This window comes from Streptomyces sp. NPDC052114 (genome assembly GCF_040680155.1).
Classification (GTDB): domain Bacteria; phylum Actinomycetota; class Actinomycetes; order Streptomycetales; family Streptomycetaceae; genus Streptomyces.
On the sequence record NZ_JBFAWC010000001.1, the window covers coordinates 920123 to 937670 of the forward strand.

A 17548-nucleotide genomic window follows, 5' to 3' on the forward strand; every position below is an offset into this window, starting at 1 on the left:
CGCGCCACGGCCGAAGGGCTACTGAGGCGCGCCGACGTACTCACCGCGAAGGTGGCGTCTCGCTACTCACGATCTCCTCAAGCCGGTCCAGACGCTCACCGAGCAGTCGGAGAGCGTCATGGATCGAGCTGAGCTCTCCCGCAAGGGCTGCGAAGGCGGGGCTGCTGCCCGGCTCGGTGCCGAGCGGCGACGATGGGTCGCGTACAAACGTTCCGCGACCCTGCTGGGTGAGTACCAAGCCCTCGTCGCGGAGTTGGCCGTACGCGCTCTGCACGGTCATGAGCTGCACGCCGAGTTTCCTGGCGAGTGCGCGAGCGGCTGGCAGCTGCTTCCCCGGCGAGTAGTCCTGGTTGTCCGCGTCCGCAATCTTCGCGCGGTACTCGGCAGCGATCTCCTTGGCCGTTGGCTTGGGCGCTTCGGGACTCAGATCCATGCCTCCGAGGGTAACCGGACCTAGGTCAATCTCAGATCCCCCGGCGAACCTTCTTGACAGTCGGATTGACCTAGGTCAATCTGAAGTTAGGTCGGAACGTGAAACCCGGAAGGGCGTCACTAACGGCGAGTTAGAAGCGCTTGACCTGAACGAACGCAGAGGGCGGGGACGCTGCAATCCCGCTAAAGGCCAGGGGAACGGGGCTTCGGCCCTACTGGCGAGGTGGCCCGGTGACCGCGAGCAACGGCCGGAGGGTGGGGACGAGGTCCCCCTTGCAGTGCGTATCCCCTGTTCAGCGGCACGAAGGAGTGGCAGTGAGCCGACGAAAACGATGGGCGCGGCCGTGATCGACCGGCATGGCAGCGCTGTTCCATTCACGGTCCGTGAGCGCGAGTGAGCGCCGCGGCCAACCAGTCACCTTCGACTGTTTCGCGGCGGCTAGCGCCGCGCCGGTTGCCTCCTCCGTCCGTCCGGGTCCTCTGCGGGGCGAGTCCGTACGGACGGGGTTGAGGGGAGCCGGGCCTTTCCGACTTCAACGGCGCGCGCCTCCCGGAGCTGCAACTCCGGGAGGCGCTGTTCGGGCCGTACCTACTGCTAGGGAGAGACGACCCATGGAGCACATCGTCACTGTTCAGGACGCTGTTACGGCGTTCGCTGAGTTCATGGAGCCCACGGACGCGGAGCTGGACGCCATCGAGCACGAGGCGCCGCTGATCGATGCGGAGCTGGAGCTGCTGGACGTGCAGATCGCTTTGCTGGATCGGCCGGTGTCGCCGCTGGATGAGCGGCGGCTGCGGCGGGCCGCGGCCAAGGTGCTGGCCGCACGCGCCCAGGTCGCCAACCGCGGTGCTGCGGTGCGTGAGGAGGGTGCCGCATGATCCGCATCGTCACCACGTCCCGTATTGAACGGCTGGAGCGCGACGCCGGGGCGGCACGCGAGCGGGCCCGGGAGGTGACCGGGGCTGCGGACGCGGCATTCGGGCGGCACGTGCGGGAGCTGTTCGCGGTCACCGACCGCGCGGAGCGGGCCGAGGCCGCCACCTTGGAGGCCGGCGAGATGCTGGCCCGCGCGTTCGCCGAGCTGGCCGTAGCGCAGGAGGAACTCCTGCTGAAGGACATCGAGATCCGCCGCCTCCGCCAAGAGCTGGAGGGTGAGCCGGTGGAGGGGCAGACGCTCACGGTGCTGCTCCACTACGGCGAGCCGCACACCGTCTATGCCTCCCGGGAGGACGCGTACGCCGACACCGCCACGCACGGCGCATCGTCGGCTGACGCGTGGGAGCCGTGCGGTGAACGCCCGGCGGCGTCGGCCAAGTGGCGGTGCGAACCGTTCACCTACGACGCCGCCTCGCGCGGGTTCCGTCGGGTGTTCATGCCCGCACCGGAGCCGGTGGGGGGTGTGGCGTGAACAGTGTTCAGACCCGTTCAGCAGAGCGTGCGTTGTCGGGCGGTACGTGGGCGATCGTGTGCGGGGCGATGCTCTACTCCGTTCTGACCGTCACCCCGTTGATGGCCCAGCACACCGCGCCTGAGTGGGCATGGACGGCGCCAATCCTGCCGCTCGTCGTGGATGCCGCGGTGGTCATCGTGGTGAAGCTCGATGATGTGCTGGCCCGCTTGGGCGGACACGGTGGCCGTTGGCCGATCGCGCTGCGCTGGATGACCGGGCTCATGACCCTGGCTCTCAACTGCGCCGACTCCGCGCTGAAGAAGGACCTGGTCGGTGTCGCTGTTCACGCGGTGGCCCCGCTGCTGCTGATTGTCACGGCGGAGACCAGTCTCGCCTACCGGCGCGCTCTCGCTGCCGCTCAGGCGGCTCTGAGGGCTGAGGAGCGGGCCGAGGGGGAGCGGCGTGAGCAGGCGGCTCGGGAGCGGACTGACCGGGCCCGTGCGGAAGTCCGGGAGGAGCGCGAGCACGTCGCTCTGCTGGCGCGTGAACAGCGCGAGCATGAAGCCGCCTTGGCCCGTGAACAGGCCGAGCGCGAGGAGCGCCGGCGGTGGGAGGAGCGCGAGGCGCGGGAGCGGGCCGAGGCTGTCGAGCGGGCCGAGCGTGAACGCCTGGCGCGTGAGCGTGAACAGCGTGAACACGAGCGCCAGAGCCGTGAACGCGAGGCGCGGGAGCGGGCGGAAGCTGAGCGCCGTGAGCGTGCCGAGGCCGCCGCGCGTGAACAGCGTGAACAAGTTGAGCGCCTGGCCCGTGCACGCGATGCGCTGCTGGCGCGCGGGCCCGCGCCGGGCAAGCTGCCCGATGAGGAGGCGCGCCGGATCGTGGCTGCTGCCTTCGAAGCGGGGGTCAAGGTGCGCGAGGCCGCGGAACTGTGCGGCTGGTCGGTGGGCTGGGTCTCGACCCGCTACGCCGAACTCCGCGACCCCGATGCCGGCGCCGGTGGTGCCGCGCTGGCGATCGCGAGCCGCTAATGGGCGCCGCGAACAGCACTGCGCGCTTGCTCAATCGCCCAACTTCCCTCAGTGCGATCGCTGGTCGAGAGGAACACTCCATGACCACCACATCCACCCCGAACTTGCGCGTGCTCTCGCTGGGCGCGGGCGTGCAGTCCACAACTCTGTTGCTGCTCGCGGCCGAGGGGCGAGTGTCGAAGCCGGATGCGGCGATCTTCGCGGACACCGGTTGGGAGCCCGCCCGCGTGTATGGCCACCTGGACCGGCTGGAGCGGGAGGTTGCCCGGCCTGCCGGGATTCCGGTCTACCGCGTTCAGGTAGCCACCACGGACGGCCCGACCCGCACCACGGGAGACCTACGCGCCGATTCCCTGGATCCCGGCTCCTGGGTGCGGATGCCGGTGTTCGTCGCGGACCGCTCTGGTGCCCGGGCAGCCCCGGTGCGGCGGCAGTGCACGGAGGAGTACAAGGTCAAGCCCATCAAGATCGCCATCCGCGATCTGCTGGGCTATCCGCATCCGCGGCCGGTGCCGGCCGATGTGGTGGTGGAGCAGGCGATCGGGATCAGCCGGGATGAGTTCGAGCGGGCCAAGGACGCCCCCGTCCGCTACCTGCGCAACGTCTTCCCGCTGCTCGACCTGAACGGCGCCGCCGACGGCCGGGAGGGCTGGACCCGCAACGACTGCCTGCGCTACCTGCGTACCCACGGTTGGGGGCAGACGCCGAAGTCCGCGTGTATCGGCTGCCCCTTCCACGGCAACCGCGCCTGGCGCGAGCTGCGCGACCACTACCCCGCGGAGTGGGCCGACGCGGTCGACTTCGACCACCGGCTGCGCCAGATCCCGCACCGCGGCATCAAAGCGAAGCCGTATCTGCACCGCAGCCTGCTCCCTTTGGACCAGGCGCCCATCGATCGCGTCACGCGCAGCGAATGGAGTGACCGCCAAGGCGACCTCTTCGAGGATGCGGCCGACACCGCGGCAGAAGACGGTGCGTCCCTGGGCTGCTCGCCGTGGTCGTGCCGCGGAGCCGGAGAGGAGACGGCGGCATGAGCGAACCCATCGTCGGCGCCGGCCTGTTCCGCACCGTGATGAACGCCGCCGGCAGCCGCTGCCAGTGCGAAGGCCAGTGCGGCCAGCCCCATACCAAGTCGCAGGGGCGTTGCCCGCACGAGCACGACCACTACACCAGCAAGCACGGCCGCCTCGTTCGCCTGATGGCTGCCCCCGCCGACCCGCTCACCTCCACCGTGGCTGCGGCCTCGCTCCCGGCCAGTGAGCTGCGCGCCTGGTGCCCCGACTGCCACACCGCGGCCCGGCGCCTGGCACAGAAGCAACAGCCCACCACGGCGGCAGGTCAATGCGGCCTGTTCGACCTCTGACCTGCACAGGAGGAGTTCGCTGTGTCCAGTCCTAGCCGTTCCCGGGCGCGTGCCGCGAAGGTGCCCGCCGGGGCTACCACGATCCGTATCCCGCGTCAGCGTGGCCGACGGCGTTCCGCGCAGCCGTTCATCATCGTCGTCCCCGAACACCGCTCTCTGACCCGCGAGTTCCTTGGCCTGCTGGCCGGGGCCCTGTGGGCGCACCGCGTCCCGCTCGCCCCCACCGCCATCGCCCTGGTGGCCTTCCCCGTCACCGCGCTGCTGCATGTGCTGGCGTGGTGGTCGGGCCTGGCCCTGGCCCCGCTGACGGCGGGCCCGCTGGCCTGGCTGCTCATCACCCAGCGCCGCCGCCCGGCCGCCGACCGCACCGTGTGGGCCTGGCGGGCCGGGCTGACCGCGTTGGGCACCGCCGCCGCGGCCTGGATCGCGCTCGCCGCCGCCTTCGGCCCGCTGGCCGGACCGCTGGACCTGGCCTGGCTGCTCACCCTGATCGCCGCGCAGGCCGTCTGGCTCGTCATCCGCCGCTCGCACTGACCCGAGGAGAGAACATGGCTCGCACCACCAACGGCCAGCGCCCGCCGCGGCCGGCCAACGACCCCAAGACCGGCAAGTTCGCCAACGCCGGGGCCGCCGCTGGCGGCTTCGTCGGCGCCATGGGCGGCAGCTTCGTCCCGCCGATCAACGTCACGGTTAACAACACCAAGCACGCCGCCCGGCACAGCGGACAGCCCCGGTCGGAATCGCTGTTGCCGTCGCCGGAGTTCACCTCGCCCGCGCAGGTCCGCAACTACTGCAACACCCTGCGCGCGGCCGGGGTGACGCTGGCCATTGAGGTGGCGATGGGCGCGGAGATCCTCAAGGGCGTGCTCGCCGCGGTGCCCGACCCCGAGGGCCGCGCGTTCGGCTCCAAGATCCGGGCCGCCAAGGTGACGCGCAAGCTCAACAAAGCCGCCGACGACCTGAAGTCCGCGGCCAAGAACGCCGCGGCGGCGTACTCCACCTTCCAGCAGCAGTACGAGGAAGAGATCAACCGGGTCCGCCACCGCGCCCGCCGCCCCGCACAGCCGGTCATGAACTGGGCCCAGCAGTAGGAAGGGAGGCACCGTCATGATGCGACGCAGTGACGTCGACGAACAGCAGGCTCTCCTGCAACTGATGGAGGCCCAGCGCGGCAGCGCGGATGGGGGCGGCGTGCTCGCCTATCTGCTGCACCGGGCCAAGCCGCACGTCCCGCCGTGGCTGGGCATGGGCGGCGTCGGCCTCGCCGGACTTGTGGGGCACCTGCGGTGGGCCGACAGCACCGCGGCCGGGGTCGGCCTGACCCTCTCGTCGGTGGCGCTGTCCGGCGGCGCCTACCTGATCGGCAAGACGACCAGCAGGCAGCGGCGCTTGCACTCGGCTGCCACCACGGGGCTGGCGTCGGCGTGGCTGACCGCCGCGTGCCTGGCCGGACCGGCCGCGGGGCCGCTCGATGACCTCTACCTGATGGGCGGCCCCGCGCTGGCGCTGTCGTGGAACCTGCGCATGCTCATGCGGCACAACCCCGAGGCCGCTGCGGGCAGTTCGGATGGTGGTCTGCTGGAGAAGGTCGGGCTTGCGGGGGCGAAGTTCGGGGCGACGAAGGTGGAGCCGAACAAGGTCACCGCGTCGCTGGCGCTGGAGCCGGGCGAGCAGACCAACGACGACGTGTCCAAGTCGCTGGCCCGGCTCGCCTCCGCGCTGGACCTGCCCAAGTCCGCGGTGCGCTACCAGGCCGATCCGGGCTCGGAGCGCCGCGGCGACCTGGTCATCGTGCCCGAGGACATGCTCGCCGAGACCGTGCAGTGGGAGGGCCCCTCGAATGTGGGCGGGTCGATCGCCGATCCGCTGGTCATCGGCCGCTACGACGACGGCTCCCCGCTCCTGCTGTGGCTGCCCGGCAACCCGGAGGAGGGCCGTAACAGCACGCACGTGCTCATCGCGGGCGGCACCGGCTCCGGCAAGGGCGACGCCGCCCTCAACGTGCTCACCGAAATCCTCTCCCGCACCGACGTCGTCGTCTGGTTCTCCGACCCCAAGGAGTTCCAGGACTTCGCCCCGCTGCGGCCGGGCATGGACTGGGCAGCCGGGGGCGGCATCGACACCGAGGTCCTGGTGGAGGGCGTCAAGGCCGCCATCCCCGCCCGTACGCGCTGGCTGGGTGCGCACGGCTACCGCCAGTGGGTGCCCGAAGCCGCCCGTGAGCAGACCAGCAGCAAGCACACCTGCCGCGGCGACGGCCGGGCCTGCGGCTGCCCCGGCATGCCGTTCCTGGTCACCTGGTTCGAGGAAGCCGCCAACACGCTGCGCAACCTGGGCGATGACGCGTTCACCGGCATCGCCCAGGAAGCCCGCTCCGCCGGCGTCTCCCTGGTGGTCTCGCTGCAGCGGCCCTCCTACGACCAGATGTCCACCAGCACCCGCGCCTCGATCCCCTCCGTCGTCGCGCTCGGCTGCGACCCGCGCGATGAGGGGTTCTCCCTGCCGGACACGGTGCTCGATGCCGGGGCGCATCCGGGCGCGTGGGGCAACCGCAGGCCGGGCTACTGCTACGTGGTCTCGCCCGGCATCGACGAGACCAAGTACGCCGCCCCGGGCCGCACCTCCCAGTTCACCGTCCGCGCGGTGCCGGTGATGGAGATGCTCGCGCAATGGGCGCTGCGCAACGGCGCCAGTGCCGACCCCATCACCACCGGCGCCGCCCGCAGTGTCGCCGGGACCGCGTACACCGGCCGCACCCCCGACACCGGACAGCGGCCCACCATGGCCGCCGTGGAGGACGACGACATGGACACGGACGACGCCCCCGCCGCTGTGAACGTCGACCCCGAGGATGCGGACATCGACCCGGAGGAAGAGCTCCCCGAGCCCGAGCCGGGCGACGACACTCCGATCTTCGGGCAGGAGACGGGCCGCAAGCCGGGCCCGGAGGAGGCGCGGCGGCTGTTCGCGCAGGCGCTGGAGGAGTTCGAGCGGGCGGGGCAGATGGTCGTGGGCCCGGTCGACTTCAAGGACTGGTGCGACCGCAACGACCTCTCCCGCCCGTGGGTGTCCGAACGTCTGGCAGAGGCGTACCGGGAGGGCCGGTTGCAGGAGACCAGCAAGACCGGCCGGTGGCGCATCGTCCCTACCCTGGCCGCCGCCTGACACCTGCCTGACGCCTGACACCGTCACGCGGCCCTGACACCCAAACCCCTAGGCAAACCCGGTGTCAGAAACGCGTGACGCCCCACCCTGACACCTGCCCTGACACCCAAGCCCCGTGGGCCCGCACCACACCCGGTGCGGGCCCACGGGCCATCCGAGGGAGACCTCATGGACCACCACGAGCGGCCCACGACCGTCGACGTCCACCAGCCCGTACCCATCACGCCCACCGCCCCGCACACCGCGCCGCTCGTGCCGGTACAGCCGGGCCACGTGCCCGCGGTGGCGAGCGTCGTCCTGCCCAACGGACAGGTCGCCACCGGCTACCCCCTCACCCCCACCCCGCCGACCCCGCCCGCCACGGCGCCCGCGGTGAGCCGCACCGCGGTGAACATCGCCCTCGGCGGCATCGGGTTCGCCGGCGTCTGCGGCGGCCTGGCACTGGCCGCCGCGTTCATCACCGCGCTCACGGCCCTCGTGACCCAGCTCATCGTCCTGGCCGCGATCATCTTCGGCGGCTTCATCGCCGCGCAGGTCTTCCGCACCGGTGGCCGCGGCGGGACCACGGTCAACATCCGCAAGGCCGTCATCAAGCGCAGCCGGTTCTACGGCTAGCTACGCCAAGGGCGGCCCCTGCATCTCGCCAAAGAACCGGGGCCGCCCTTGTGATCCAGCACGGCGTTAACGAACTGGAGGACTCCAGCATGACGCAACCTGCCGACATTCGGCGAGAACACCTCAGCCGATACGGCATGAACGAGCACCAGCGCACCGCCCTGCACCTCGCCGCATCCGGATTCCCAGCACTGCCGCTGCGGGCCGGGAAGGTGCCGTTCGGCAACTGCCGACGCTGTGCGGGCAACGCGTGCGGCGGTCGGCCGAACATGAAGAGCGCCGGCCCTTGTATCTGCCCCGGCCCCTGCCATGCATGGGCGGCCGCGACCACCGACCCGGACGTCATCGCCTCCGGACCGTGGCGGCGGGTATGGGTACAGGCGGCGGGGGTCGCCTACCACCCCGGCGGGGCCGGGCTCACGGTCGTCGACCTCGACGACGTCGACGCCGTGACGTGGGCGCGCGAGACCCTGCCCGCCACCTGCACCGTGCCCACGACGCGCGGCGAGCACTGGCTCTACCGGGGGCGCATGCAGTCTGCCAACGCGGTACGGCCCGGCGTGGACATCAAGTCCACGATGGCCTACGCCCGCTGGCTCGGCACCGGCACCGGCGACATGACGCCCCTGCCCGATGCCGTGCGCGCGCTGGTCGTGAGGACCTGCGCAACCGCCCGGCCCACGTCGCCGGCCGTCACCGCGCCCGCCGCCTCGGGCGGGCAGTGCCGGCACCGCACGCCCGCGTTCTTGGAGCGCGGTATCGCCATGGCCGAGCAGCGCATCACCGCGGCCCAAAGCGCCGTACACGCAACGGTCTACGCCACCTTTCTCGCCGTGCTGTCCACACACGGCCGGTGCGGCTGCCTCACAGAGGACCACATCGGCCGGCTGTTCGCCGCCGCGCAGGCCAAGGGCGAGACGGCACGGCACTGCATGGAGGCGTGGAGCAACGCCCGTACCAAGTTGGGACTGTGACCATGTCCGACGACGACAAGACCCCGGCCCGCGAGGTCATCGCCGATTACGCGCAGGAGCACTTCCGCTACTTCCGCACCGCCGACGGCACCGTCTACGCGCAGAAGAAGGGGCACCCCGTGGCCCGTCCGATCCGTTCCCAGGGCACCACGGGCAGCCACCGCCAGGAACTCATGGTCGCGATGTTCAGGGACGGGTGCGGCGTCTTCAACGGCACCGCGCTCAAGGAGGCGTTGGACCTGATCGAGGCCCTCGCGCTGACCGAGGCAACGCAGGCCGTGTACATCCGCGTCGCGCCCGGCTTTGACGGGTCCACGTGGCTGGACCTGGGCCGCGACGACGGGCAGTCGGTCCGTATCCATGCCACCGGCTGGGACATCACCGTGCCCGACCCGCGCGAAGTGTGCTGGCGGCGCACCCAGCTCACCGGCGAACTCCCCCTGCCCGTCAAGGACACCGACGGCAAGGGCATCGACCTGTTGCTGCGGCTGTGCAACTTCGCCGGTGCCGAGACCGAGTGCCTGGCCCTGGCCTGGCTGATCGGCTGCCTCGGTCCGTCCGTCCCGGTGCCCGCGCCGTTCCTCACCGGGCCGCAGGGCGCGGGCAAGTCCACCGGCGGGCGGATGCTCGTGCGCATCATCGAGGGCATGAGCGGCGACCTGCGCCGCGCCCCCAAGGACGAGGCCAACCTGATCGCGGCCGTCGCCGCAGGGTGGGTCACCGCCCTGGACAACCTCTCCCACCTGACCCCGGACCTGGCGGACGCCATGTGCTGCATCGTCACCGGCGCCGAGGACGTCAAGCGCGCCCTGTTCACCGACGGGGACGTCTTCCGCACCGGCTACCGGCGCCCCCTGCTCATGACCGGCATCGACGTCGGCGTCATCCGCCCCGACCTCGCCGAACGGCTGCTGCCGCTGCGTCTGGAACGGCCCAAGGTGCGGCGTACCGAGGCGGAGCTGTGGGCGGAGTACGAGGAGATCCTGCCCGTCGTGCTCGGCTCGCTGCTCGATCTCACTGTCAAGGTTCGCGCCGCCGACGCGGAGATCCCCACCGACCTGCGCATGGCGGACTTCGCGCACCTGTGCGCCCAGCTCGACGCGGCCACCGGGTTCGGAACTTTGCGGGCGTACCGGGCCAGCCTGGACGACCTCAACGACGACGTGATCGAGGGCGACCTGCTCGCGCAGACCGTCCTGCAGCACGCCGCCGACATCGAGCCGGGCACCGAGCAGCGGATGACGTCGGCCGAATGGCTGTACCTCTTCACACGGCTGTACGTCGGGGAGGACTGCCGTCCCCTCCCCAAGGGGTGGCCGACCACCGGCAAGGTGCTGTCCGACCGTCTCAAGCGGCTTCAGCCCACCCTCGCTGCCCGCGGCCTGTTCGTGGACTGGGGCCGCACCAAGACCGCTCGCTACATCGAGCTGAGCCGCCCGCCGGCATCGCTCATGCCCGAGCAAGGGCAGGCGTTCTGACCTGCGGCGTCGGGGGCCAGCCTTCACGAGCAAGAAGAGCACGCCGCGCCGGTAGTGCTCCTCTTGCAGTTCGGCGGCTCGCCGCCGCGCGAAGGTCGTGCCGCGAAGCGGCTCCTTCTTCGCCCTTCGCGTTCCGCCCCGCGCTCGTGAGAGCCGCGCACTACCAACAGACACCCTCTCTTTTTCCTAAGTAGAGAGACGCTGCGTCACCTGCGTCACCACGGGACAGAAAACGGCCTCTGACCTGCCGCAACAGCGGTGACGCAGACCGCTGAATCCTGCGTCACCGTTCGTCACCCGCGTCACCCGCTCCTGCGTCACCGGTGACAGGCTCCCGAACGTCTGCGTCACCACAAAACCGCAGGTCAGGACCAGACAGTGACGCAGGTGACGCGATGACGCAGAAATCCGCACCTCGGACACACGCAGCCTCCCGCACCCGGCAGCAACGTGACTCGAACCCCTGGGGAGCTCATGAGCCGAACCCGTTCCGCGCCACCTGACCCCCGCTCCACCCTCCGGGGCGGCCTCCCTGACCGCTACCTCACCCCCGACGACATCGCCGAACTCTTCGAGGTGCCCAAAGAAACCGTCTACCAGTGGCGCAAGAAGCGCACCGGCCCGCCCGGCTTCCGTATCGGCAAGCACATCCGCTACGACCCCGCCGCCGTACGGGCCTACGTCATGGAACGGCAGCAAGCCGACTCTGCCGCCGCCTGACGGCACGCGCACGCACCTGATCAGTCTCAACACCCTAGGGAGGGCCACACCGTGGCCCTCCCTTCCTCTTGTCGCGAAGGGAACGCCGCCCGATGGCTGGCCACATCCAAGACCGCTGGTACAAGACCGCAACTGACGCCACCGGCAAGACGAGACGTACCAAGACCGACCGCTTCGGCACCGGGATGCGCTATCGGGCGCGTTACGTGGCGCCCGACGGTACAGAGCGCAGCCGCTCTTTCCCCGACAAGCAAAAGCGCCTTGCCGAAGCATGGCTGTCGCAGATCGCGGCCGACATGAACCGCGGTCAGTACGTCGACCCCACGGCGGCCAAGGTGACCTTTCAGCAGTTCGCCACGCAGTGGCTTGCGTCGCAGACGACGGATCCGAACACCATCGTGGCGATGGAGCTCCGGTTCCGCCTGCATGCCTTTCCGCACATCGGCTCGCGCTCCCTCAGCGCCTTCCAACCGGGTCACATTCGCACGCTGGCCCGCACGTTGAAGGACAGCGGGCTCGCGTCGTCGTACCAACGCGTCATCTTCGCCAACGTGTCCGCCGTATTCACTGCGGCTGTCGACGACGGGATCATCGCTCGGAATCCCTGCCGGGCTGGCTCCGTGAAGGCGCCCAAGCTGGACGCCAGGAAGCTCAAGCCGTGGACGCATGAGCGCGTACTCTCGGTCCGGGACGGTCTGCCCGCGCAATACGCCACAATCGTCGACGTCGGCGCCGGATGCGGCCTGCGGCAAGGTGAAATCTTCGGGCTTGCGGTCGACGAGGTGGACTTCCTCGGAGGCACAGTCCACATCGTGCGGCAGGTCAAGATGATCGGCTCACACCTTGTATTCGCTCCGCCCAAGGGTGGCAAGCTCCGTGACGTGCCGCTGCCCAATCTCGTCTCGTACGCGCTCGCCAACCACATCACGCAGCGTCCGCCCATCGAGGTCACACTGCCGTGGAAGACGCCGGACGGACCGCCTGTTACGGCAACGCTGGTGTTCTACTCGCGCGAGCACAAAGCGCTGAACCGCAACTACTTCAACATGTACCTGTGGAAGCCGGCGCTGGTCTCCGCAGGCGTCATCCCCGAGCGTCTGCCGGGGGAGCGGTTCAAGCAGTCGCGCGAGCACGGCATGCACGCACTGCGGCACTACTACGCGTCTGTTCTGCTGGATGCGGGAGAGAACATCAAGGCCCTCGCCGAGTACCTCGGTCACGCGGACCCGGGCTTCACCCTCCGGACATACACGCACCTGATGCCCAACAGTCAAGACCGTGCTCGACAGGCCATTGATAGCGCCTTCAGGATGCCAGCGGTCTCCAGGCCGGAAGCAGCCTAGGGGGCTGCCCAAGCTCAGGCAGCCCCCTAGGGATGAGCTCAGCTACCTCCGAGCCTCATTGCGAGTCGTCGACGCAGCCTTGCGCCTCTCAAGAGGCAACACTGCATTGCCCCGCGGGAGGAACATCAGGAAAGGGGAAACGTACGCGGTGGCCTCGTAGGGCGTGGCTTTGCCGGACAGTACGAGGACCACGCCTGCCGAAAGTGCACAGGCGTACATCCCTGCTCGCGCGAGCAGGGGTTCTCGCCCCTCCGGGGTTTCGGACATACTTGAATTGCTCCTGTCTCTTCGAGGGGCTGTGAGTAGGGGCCACCCGCTTCGTTTTCCAGGCGCGCGGGTGGCCTGCTCCATGTTTGAGGGGCATCAAGTGATGCCGCGGTCAGGCCGCGTCAGTGAACTTGTACTCGTCTCCCTCCGGCCAGACGGCGATGATCTGTAGCCGTTTGCACAGATCAAGTAGGTCGTCCTCGGGCCGCGAAGGAACGAGCAGTGCGAGCTCGGGCTGAGGAAGGAAGCGGGCGTAGTCGAAGAGCTGGCCGATGGCCATGCGAATCGAGGTCCGCGCCACGGACCCCTTGGCTTCGTAGAGCCGATTCTGGGTGACGTCGTAGAGGTCTGTGAGGAGGAATTTCGCGACGCCGGACGGGGCGATTCGTTGCCGATGTACAGCGTGGCCCTGCAAGCGCAGGTGCTCAGCGAACGCCAGCAACAGTTTGGCTTCGGCTCGTTCTGCCTCGTACGGCTCCCGAGATGGTTCAACGAGCATGCGCTCCGTGTACTGAGCCTCGACGTCCAGAGCCGAGACTGTTGTCTCGGAGGCCGGCGTATGCGGGAGCTGTGACCGCATGTCGGGCACGGCCGTCACGGGCCGCAACCGGAACATGATGACGCTGCGAACCGGGCCTCCGTTGGTCTCAGGAGCCTCAGTCAGGTAGTAGGGGTGATCCTGGGGAAGGGTGAACTCCCCGACGTACTCGCACTTGCCGGAGGAAACGCCGCGGAACAGTCTGAGAGCGCGGCCGTCTTCCTTGTGTCGAAGGATCGACAGGTTGCCCTGTGTCATCTTCTGATCGCCGATCTGGCCCTCGCCGGCGTAGTGGAAGCAGCCGTCCTCGCCCCATCCGTCGAAGTAGCCGTGACGGTGGCCCTTGGCGGGATCGGTGAACGCGAACACGTTGTTCGACACGCGTGAAGGGCCGATGCCGCCTTGGCGGCGCCCTCCGTAGCGCTCGTGAAGGTCGACGCGCTTGATGACGTCGCCTACCTCGATGTCCCATTCGTCGTTCGCTGTCACGTGGCTCATCGACTCCCAGGTTTTAGGTCGAATCTGATACCTAAAACTCTACCCTAGCCGATGGGAGACGGGAACCCGGTTTTTAATTGCTTCGGAGACTGCGCGGCCAAATTGAAAAGGCCGTCGGCCGTGTCTCCCAGAGGGGGAGAACACGGCCGACGGCCCATAGACGGCCCAGGCGAGCGGAACCCCGCTCTGACCTGCGGCCTTCCTAAATGTCGAAGTACAGCTCGAACTCGTGCGGGTGCGGCCGCAGCTGGATCGGGGCGATTTCGTTCGTCCGCTTGTAGTCGATCCACGTCTCGATCAGGTCGGACGTGAAGACGCCGCCGGCCTGGAGGTACTCGTTGTCCTGCTCCAGGGCGTCGAGGACGGCCGGGAGGGAGGTCGGGACCTGGGGGACGCCCGCGTGCTCCTCGGGGGCCAGCTCGTAGAGGTCCTTGTCGATCGGCTCGGCCGGCTCGATCTTGTTCTTGACGCCGTCGAGGCCCGCGAGGAGGAGGGCCGAGAACGCCAGGTACGGGTTCGAGGACGGGTCCGGCGCGCGGAACTCGACGCGCTTGGCCTTCGGGTTCGAGCCCGTGATCGGGATGCGCATCGCGGCGGAGCGGTTGCGCTGCGAGTAGACCAGGTTGACCGGGGCCTCGAAGCCGGGGACCAGGCGGTGGTACGAGTTCACCGTCGGGTTGGTGAAGGCGAGCAGCGACGGGGCGTGCTTGAGGATGCCGCCGATGTAGTAGCGGGCGGTGTCCGAGAGGCCCGCGTAGCCCTGCTCGTCGTAGAAGAGCGGGTCGCCGCCGGACCACAGCGACTGGTGGACGTGCATGCCCGAGCCGTTGTCGCCGAAGATCGGCTTCGGCATGAAGGTCGCGGTCTTGCCGTTCTGCCAGGCGACGTTCTTCACGATGTACTTGAAGAGCATCAGGTCGTCGGCCGCGGCGAGCAGCGTGTTGAACTTATAGTTGATCTCCGCCTGGCCGGCCGTGCCGACCTCGTGGTGCTGGCGCTCGACCTGGAGGCCCTGCTTGTCCAGCTCCAGGGAGATCTCGGCGCGCAGGTCGGCGAAGTGGTCGACCGGCGGGGCCGGGAAGTAGCCGCCCTTGTAGCGGACCTTGTAGCCGCGGTTGTTCTCGACGGCGCCGGTGTTCCAGGCGCCCGCCTCGGAGTCGATCTCGTACAGCGAGCGGTTCGCGGAGGTCTCGAAGCGGACCGAGTCGAAGACGTAGAACTCGGCCTCGGGGCCGAAGTACGCGGTGTCGGCGATGCCGGTCGAGGCCAGGTAGGCCTCCGCCTTCTTCGCCACGTTGCGCGGGTCACGGCTGTACTGCTCGCCCGTGATCGGGTCGTGGATGAAGAAGTTGATGTTGACCGTCTTGTCGCGGCGGAACGGGTCCACGCGGGCCGTCGACAGGTCGGCGCGCAGCGCCATGTCGGACTCGTGGATCGCCTGGAAGCCGCGGATGGACGAACCGTCGAAGGCCAGCTCCTCGTCCGGGTCGAACGCCGCCGCCGGAATCGTGAAGTGCTGCATGACACCGGGCAGGTCGCAGAAGCGGACGTCGATGAACTTGACGTCCTCGTCCGCGATGAACTTCTTCGCGTCGTCGGCGTTCTGGAACAACATCCAACTCCTCCTACTCCCGCCCGAGGCGGGACGGGGTTGCAAGCTCGTGGTGCGGCCAGTGCGGTGGCACACGCTGGGACCCGACCATAAGGACGGGGGATTTCTCAAGCATGACCCATTTGTTTCGCCGAAGTTAACCGCCCCGGGTGCGTGGGGCTCCGTCCCGGTCCTGTGGGTGACGTCACAGGTGGTCGCTTTCCCGGTACCCGCCCGTGCCCGTGCCAAAAGGGGCGCAGTACCGTGGACGGGTGGACAACAGGCAAGCAATCGGATCGTGGCTGTCCGGCCCGCGCGCGGCCGCGGAGGACGCCGGTGTCGACTTCGGGTACCGGGGCGAGCAGCTCGGTCTGCCCGAGGAGGGACCGGGGTCGATCGCGCGCCCCGGCCGCCGTATCGGCGCCATCGCCGTCGACTGGGGCCTGTGCATGCTCATCGCATACGGCCTGTTCGCCCGCGGTGACCTGCAGGCGATGGGCAACTGGGCCCTCGGCATCCTCTTCGTACTGAGCGTGCTGACCGTCGGCACGGTCGGCTGCACCCCGGGCAAGGCCCTCTTCCGGCTGCGCGTCGTCGCCGAGGGCGGCGGCCGCCTCGGCTTCGGCCGTGTCCTGGTCCGCAGCGTCCTGCTCTGCCTGGCCATCCCGGCCCTGATCTGGGACCGCGACGGCCGCGGCCTGCACGACCGCCTCGCGCGCGCCGTGCAGATCCGGGTCTGACGGAACAAGACCGTCTGACGGAACAAGACCGTCTGACGGAACAAGACCGTCTGACGGAACAAGACCGTCTGACGGAACAAGACCGTCTGACGTAACAAGGACATCTGACGCGACACACACGAGAACGAGGGCCCGGAACCGATCGGTTCCGGGCCCTCGTTCTCGTTCGTAGAAGGGAAACGCTACTTCGTCTTCGGGCCGCCGCGCGGCATCCGCATGCCCTTGGGCATCGGACCCTTCGGCAGCGGCATGTTCGACATCAGGTCGCCCATCGCGCGCAGCCGGTCGTTGGTCGCCGTGACCTGCGGGCCGGTGAGGACGCGCGGGAGCTTCAGAAGCGTCGTGCGGAGCTTCTTGAGGGAGACCGTGCCCTCGCCCGTGCCGACGATGACGTCGTGCACCGGGACGTCCGCCACGATGCGCGCCATCTTCTTCTTCTCGGCGGCCAGCAGGCCCTTCACGCGGTTCGGGTTGCCCTCGGCCACCAGGACGATGCCGGCCTTGCCGACGGTGCGGTGCACCACGTCCTGGCTGCGGTTCATCGCGACCGCGGGGGTCGTCGTCCAGCCGCGCCCGATCTTGTCGAGCACCGCCGCCGCCGCGCCGGGCTGGCCCTCCATCTGCCCGAAGGCGGCACGCTCGGCCCTGCGTCCGAAGACGATCGCCATCGCGAGGAAGGCGAGCAGGAAGCCGAGAATGCCCAGGTAGACCGGGTGACCGAGCCAGAAGCCGATCGCGAGGAAGACGCCAAAGGTGACGATTCCCACAGCCGCGATGATGAGACCGATCTTGGAGTCGGCCCGCCGGGTCATCTTGTAGGTCAGGGCGATCTGCTTGAGTCGCCCTGGCTCCGCGGCCGCATCCGCCGCGGTGGTTTCCTTCCTCGCCATGTCGTGAAGTCTACGTGCCCCCGGCAGCGACTACGACGTGCGGGTTGCCACGGCCTCCTCGAGTACGCGCAGTGCCTCGACCCGGTCCTTGGCGCGGCGCCGGTCCTCCAGGACGGAGGTCCAGGCGTTGCGGCGTGCGGTGCGCTGGCCGCCGCTCATCAGCAGCGACTCGACGGCGCGCAGGGCGTCGGTGACGGACGGGATGGCGGTGGCGCGAACGGGCGCGGCCTGCATGATGGGGCCCTCCTGGGGAGCGGCTCGGGTAGGGGGAGCGGCTATGGGTAAGGCTGTACGTGCGGTGATACCAGGGTCACTGATTGGTGTTACCAGGGCGTGACCGACCGGTCAAACACCGATGAAACCTTGATGCGGGCGCCGGAAACGCTGACGCGGCCCTTACGTTCCCCTTCACCTGCGGGGATCGTAAGGGCCGCGTCGTTACGGCCACTACTGGTCGGTAGTCACTTGTGCGCCGATTCACACAGTGGGTGCTCGCCCGGCATGTGCCGGGGTCA

19 protein-coding genes are annotated in these 17548 nt (G+C 69.2%); 14 read left to right on the forward strand and 5 right to left on the reverse strand.

The window, feature by feature from the left end; all coding sequences use genetic code 11:
• Positions 1-40 precede the first annotated feature (40 nt).
• Positions 41-433 (reverse strand): winged helix-turn-helix domain-containing protein, encoded by a 393-nt coding sequence (locus AB0L89_RS03910; protein WP_365133714.1) that lies wholly within the window; start codon positions 431-433, stop codon positions 41-43.
• Between the two features lie 611 nt (positions 434-1044).
• Here AB0L89_RS03910 and AB0L89_RS03915 point away from each other — a divergent pair.
• The 13 genes from AB0L89_RS03915 (at position 1045) to AB0L89_RS03975 (ending at position 12509) form a co-directional block, all read left to right on the forward strand.
• Positions 1045-1311: a DUF6284 family protein gene (locus AB0L89_RS03915; protein WP_365133717.1), complete on the forward strand. Its 267-nt coding sequence runs from the start codon at positions 1045-1047 to the stop codon at positions 1309-1311.
• Positions 1308-1841 (forward strand): hypothetical protein, encoded by a 534-nt coding sequence (locus tag AB0L89_RS03920; protein WP_365133720.1) that lies wholly within the window; start codon positions 1308-1310, stop codon positions 1839-1841. The genes AB0L89_RS03915 and AB0L89_RS03920 overlap by 4 nt, the downstream gene beginning before the upstream one ends.
• A complete protein-coding gene (locus AB0L89_RS03925; protein WP_365133723.1) occupies positions 1838-2851 on the forward strand; it encodes a DUF2637 domain-containing protein in 1014 nt (337 codons plus the stop codon). Before AB0L89_RS03920 ends, AB0L89_RS03925 begins: the two co-directional genes overlap by 4 nt.
• Positions 2852-2931: 80 nt before the next feature.
• Complete coding sequence (locus AB0L89_RS03930; protein ID WP_365133726.1) at positions 2932-3885, forward strand: hypothetical protein; 954 nt, start codon at positions 2932-2934, stop codon at positions 3883-3885.
• Positions 3882-4214 carry a hypothetical protein gene (locus AB0L89_RS03935; protein WP_365133729.1) on the forward strand — a complete coding sequence of 111 codons (333 nt, stop codon included), beginning with the start codon at positions 3882-3884 and terminating at the stop codon, positions 4212-4214. Before AB0L89_RS03930 ends, AB0L89_RS03935 begins: the two co-directional genes overlap by 4 nt.
• Before the next feature lie 21 nt (positions 4215-4235).
• On the forward strand, positions 4236-4748 hold the full coding sequence (locus AB0L89_RS03940; protein ID WP_365133732.1) for a hypothetical protein: 513 nt from the start codon (positions 4236-4238) through the stop codon (positions 4746-4748).
• A gap of 14 nt (positions 4749-4762) precedes the next feature.
• Positions 4763-5305 carry a plasmid transfer protein TraA gene (gene traA, locus AB0L89_RS03945; protein ID WP_365133735.1) on the forward strand — a complete coding sequence of 181 codons (543 nt, stop codon included), beginning with the start codon at positions 4763-4765 and terminating at the stop codon, positions 5303-5305.
• 64 nt (positions 5306-5369) lie between these two features.
• Positions 5370-7379 carry a plasmid transfer protein TraB gene (traB, locus tag AB0L89_RS03950; RefSeq protein ID WP_365134011.1) on the forward strand — a complete coding sequence of 670 codons (2010 nt, stop codon included), beginning with the start codon at positions 5370-5372 and terminating at the stop codon, positions 7377-7379.
• Between the two features lie 168 nt (positions 7380-7547).
• Positions 7548-7994 (forward strand): hypothetical protein, encoded by a 447-nt coding sequence (locus tag AB0L89_RS03955; RefSeq protein WP_365133738.1) that lies wholly within the window; start codon positions 7548-7550, stop codon positions 7992-7994.
• An 89-nt stretch (positions 7995-8083) separates the two neighbouring features.
• Positions 8084-8968, forward strand: coding sequence for a bifunctional DNA primase/polymerase (locus AB0L89_RS03960; RefSeq protein ID WP_365133741.1), 885 nt, complete (start codon positions 8084-8086; stop codon positions 8966-8968).
• 2 nt (positions 8969-8970) lie between these two features.
• The gene (locus tag AB0L89_RS03965) at positions 8971-10446 is read left to right on the forward strand and encodes an ATP-binding protein (RefSeq protein ID WP_365133744.1); all 1476 of its coding nucleotides are present in this window, start codon (positions 8971-8973) and stop codon (positions 10444-10446) included.
• Positions 10447-10920: 474 nt separating this feature from the next.
• Complete coding sequence (locus tag AB0L89_RS03970) at positions 10921-11166, forward strand: helix-turn-helix domain-containing protein (protein WP_365133747.1); 246 nt, start codon at positions 10921-10923, stop codon at positions 11164-11166.
• 92 nt (positions 11167-11258) lie between these two features.
• A complete protein-coding gene (locus AB0L89_RS03975) occupies positions 11259-12509 on the forward strand; it encodes a tyrosine-type recombinase/integrase (RefSeq protein ID WP_365133750.1) in 1251 nt (416 codons plus the stop codon).
• A gap of 379 nt (positions 12510-12888) precedes the next feature.
• On the opposite strand, the gene AB0L89_RS03980 is transcribed toward AB0L89_RS03975, so the two are convergent.
• Positions 12889-13803 (reverse strand): restriction endonuclease, encoded by a 915-nt coding sequence (locus AB0L89_RS03980; protein WP_365133753.1) that lies wholly within the window; start codon positions 13801-13803, stop codon positions 12889-12891.
• A 211-nt stretch (positions 13804-14014) separates the two neighbouring features.
• Positions 14015-15424 (reverse strand): type I glutamate--ammonia ligase, encoded by a 1410-nt coding sequence (gene glnA, locus AB0L89_RS03985; RefSeq protein ID WP_055697459.1) that lies wholly within the window; start codon positions 15422-15424, stop codon positions 14015-14017.
• 251 nt (positions 15425-15675) lie between these two features.
• Here glnA and AB0L89_RS03990 point away from each other — a divergent pair, with 251 nt between their 5' ends.
• On the forward strand, positions 15676-16143 hold the full coding sequence (locus AB0L89_RS03990) for an RDD family protein (protein ID WP_365133756.1): 468 nt from the start codon (positions 15676-15678) through the stop codon (positions 16141-16143).
• A 182-nt stretch (positions 16144-16325) separates the two neighbouring features.
• On the opposite strand, the gene AB0L89_RS03995 is transcribed toward AB0L89_RS03990, so the two are convergent.
• Together AB0L89_RS03995 and AB0L89_RS04000 are read right to left on the reverse strand one after the other, a co-directional pair.
• Positions 16326-17033, reverse strand: a complete 708-nt coding sequence (locus tag AB0L89_RS03995; protein ID WP_365133759.1) for a DUF4191 domain-containing protein — start codon at positions 17031-17033, stop codon at positions 16326-16328.
• A gap of 30 nt (positions 17034-17063) precedes the next feature.
• Entirely contained in the window at positions 17064-17267 is a 204-nt protein-coding gene (locus tag AB0L89_RS04000; protein WP_055697444.1) for a hypothetical protein, read from the reverse strand.
• Positions 17268-17548 lie beyond the last annotated feature (281 nt).

Excerpts from the sequence above, each read along its gene's own strand:
- AB0L89_RS03975 (WP_365133750.1), top strand. The coding sequence starts at position 11,259 with ATGGCTGGCCACATCCAAGACCGCTGGTACAAGACCGCAACTGACGCC.
- AB0L89_RS03965 (WP_365133744.1), top strand. The coding sequence starts at position 8,971 with ATGTCCGACGACGACAAGACCCCGGCCCGCGAGGTCATCGCCGATTAC.
- traB (WP_365134011.1), top strand. The coding sequence starts at position 5,370 with ATGGAGGCCCAGCGCGGCAGCGCGGATGGGGGCGGCGTGCTCGCCTAT.
- AB0L89_RS03915 (WP_365133717.1), top strand. The coding sequence starts at position 1,045 with ATGGAGCACATCGTCACTGTTCAGGACGCTGTTACGGCGTTCGCTGAG.
- AB0L89_RS03930 (WP_365133726.1), top strand. The coding sequence starts at position 2,932 with ATGACCACCACATCCACCCCGAACTTGCGCGTGCTCTCGCTGGGCGCG.
- AB0L89_RS03920 (WP_365133720.1), top strand. The coding sequence starts at position 1,308 with ATGATCCGCATCGTCACCACGTCCCGTATTGAACGGCTGGAGCGCGAC.
- AB0L89_RS03970 (WP_365133747.1), top strand. The coding sequence starts at position 10,921 with ATGAGCCGAACCCGTTCCGCGCCACCTGACCCCCGCTCCACCCTCCGG.
- AB0L89_RS03960 (WP_365133741.1), top strand. The coding sequence starts at position 8,084 with ATGACGCAACCTGCCGACATTCGGCGAGAACACCTCAGCCGATACGGC.
- AB0L89_RS04000 (WP_055697444.1), bottom strand. The coding sequence starts at position 17,267 with ATGCAGGCCGCGCCCGTTCGCGCCACCGCCATCCCGTCCGTCACCGAC.
- AB0L89_RS03995 (WP_365133759.1), bottom strand. The coding sequence starts at position 17,033 with ATGGCGAGGAAGGAAACCACCGCGGCGGATGCGGCCGCGGAGCCAGGG.
- AB0L89_RS03955 (WP_365133738.1), top strand. The coding sequence starts at position 7,548 with ATGGACCACCACGAGCGGCCCACGACCGTCGACGTCCACCAGCCCGTA.
- AB0L89_RS03910 (WP_365133714.1), bottom strand. The coding sequence starts at position 433 with ATGGATCTGAGTCCCGAAGCGCCCAAGCCAACGGCCAAGGAGATCGCT.
- traA (WP_365133735.1), top strand. The coding sequence starts at position 4,763 with ATGGCTCGCACCACCAACGGCCAGCGCCCGCCGCGGCCGGCCAACGAC.
- AB0L89_RS03935 (WP_365133729.1), top strand. The coding sequence starts at position 3,882 with ATGAGCGAACCCATCGTCGGCGCCGGCCTGTTCCGCACCGTGATGAAC.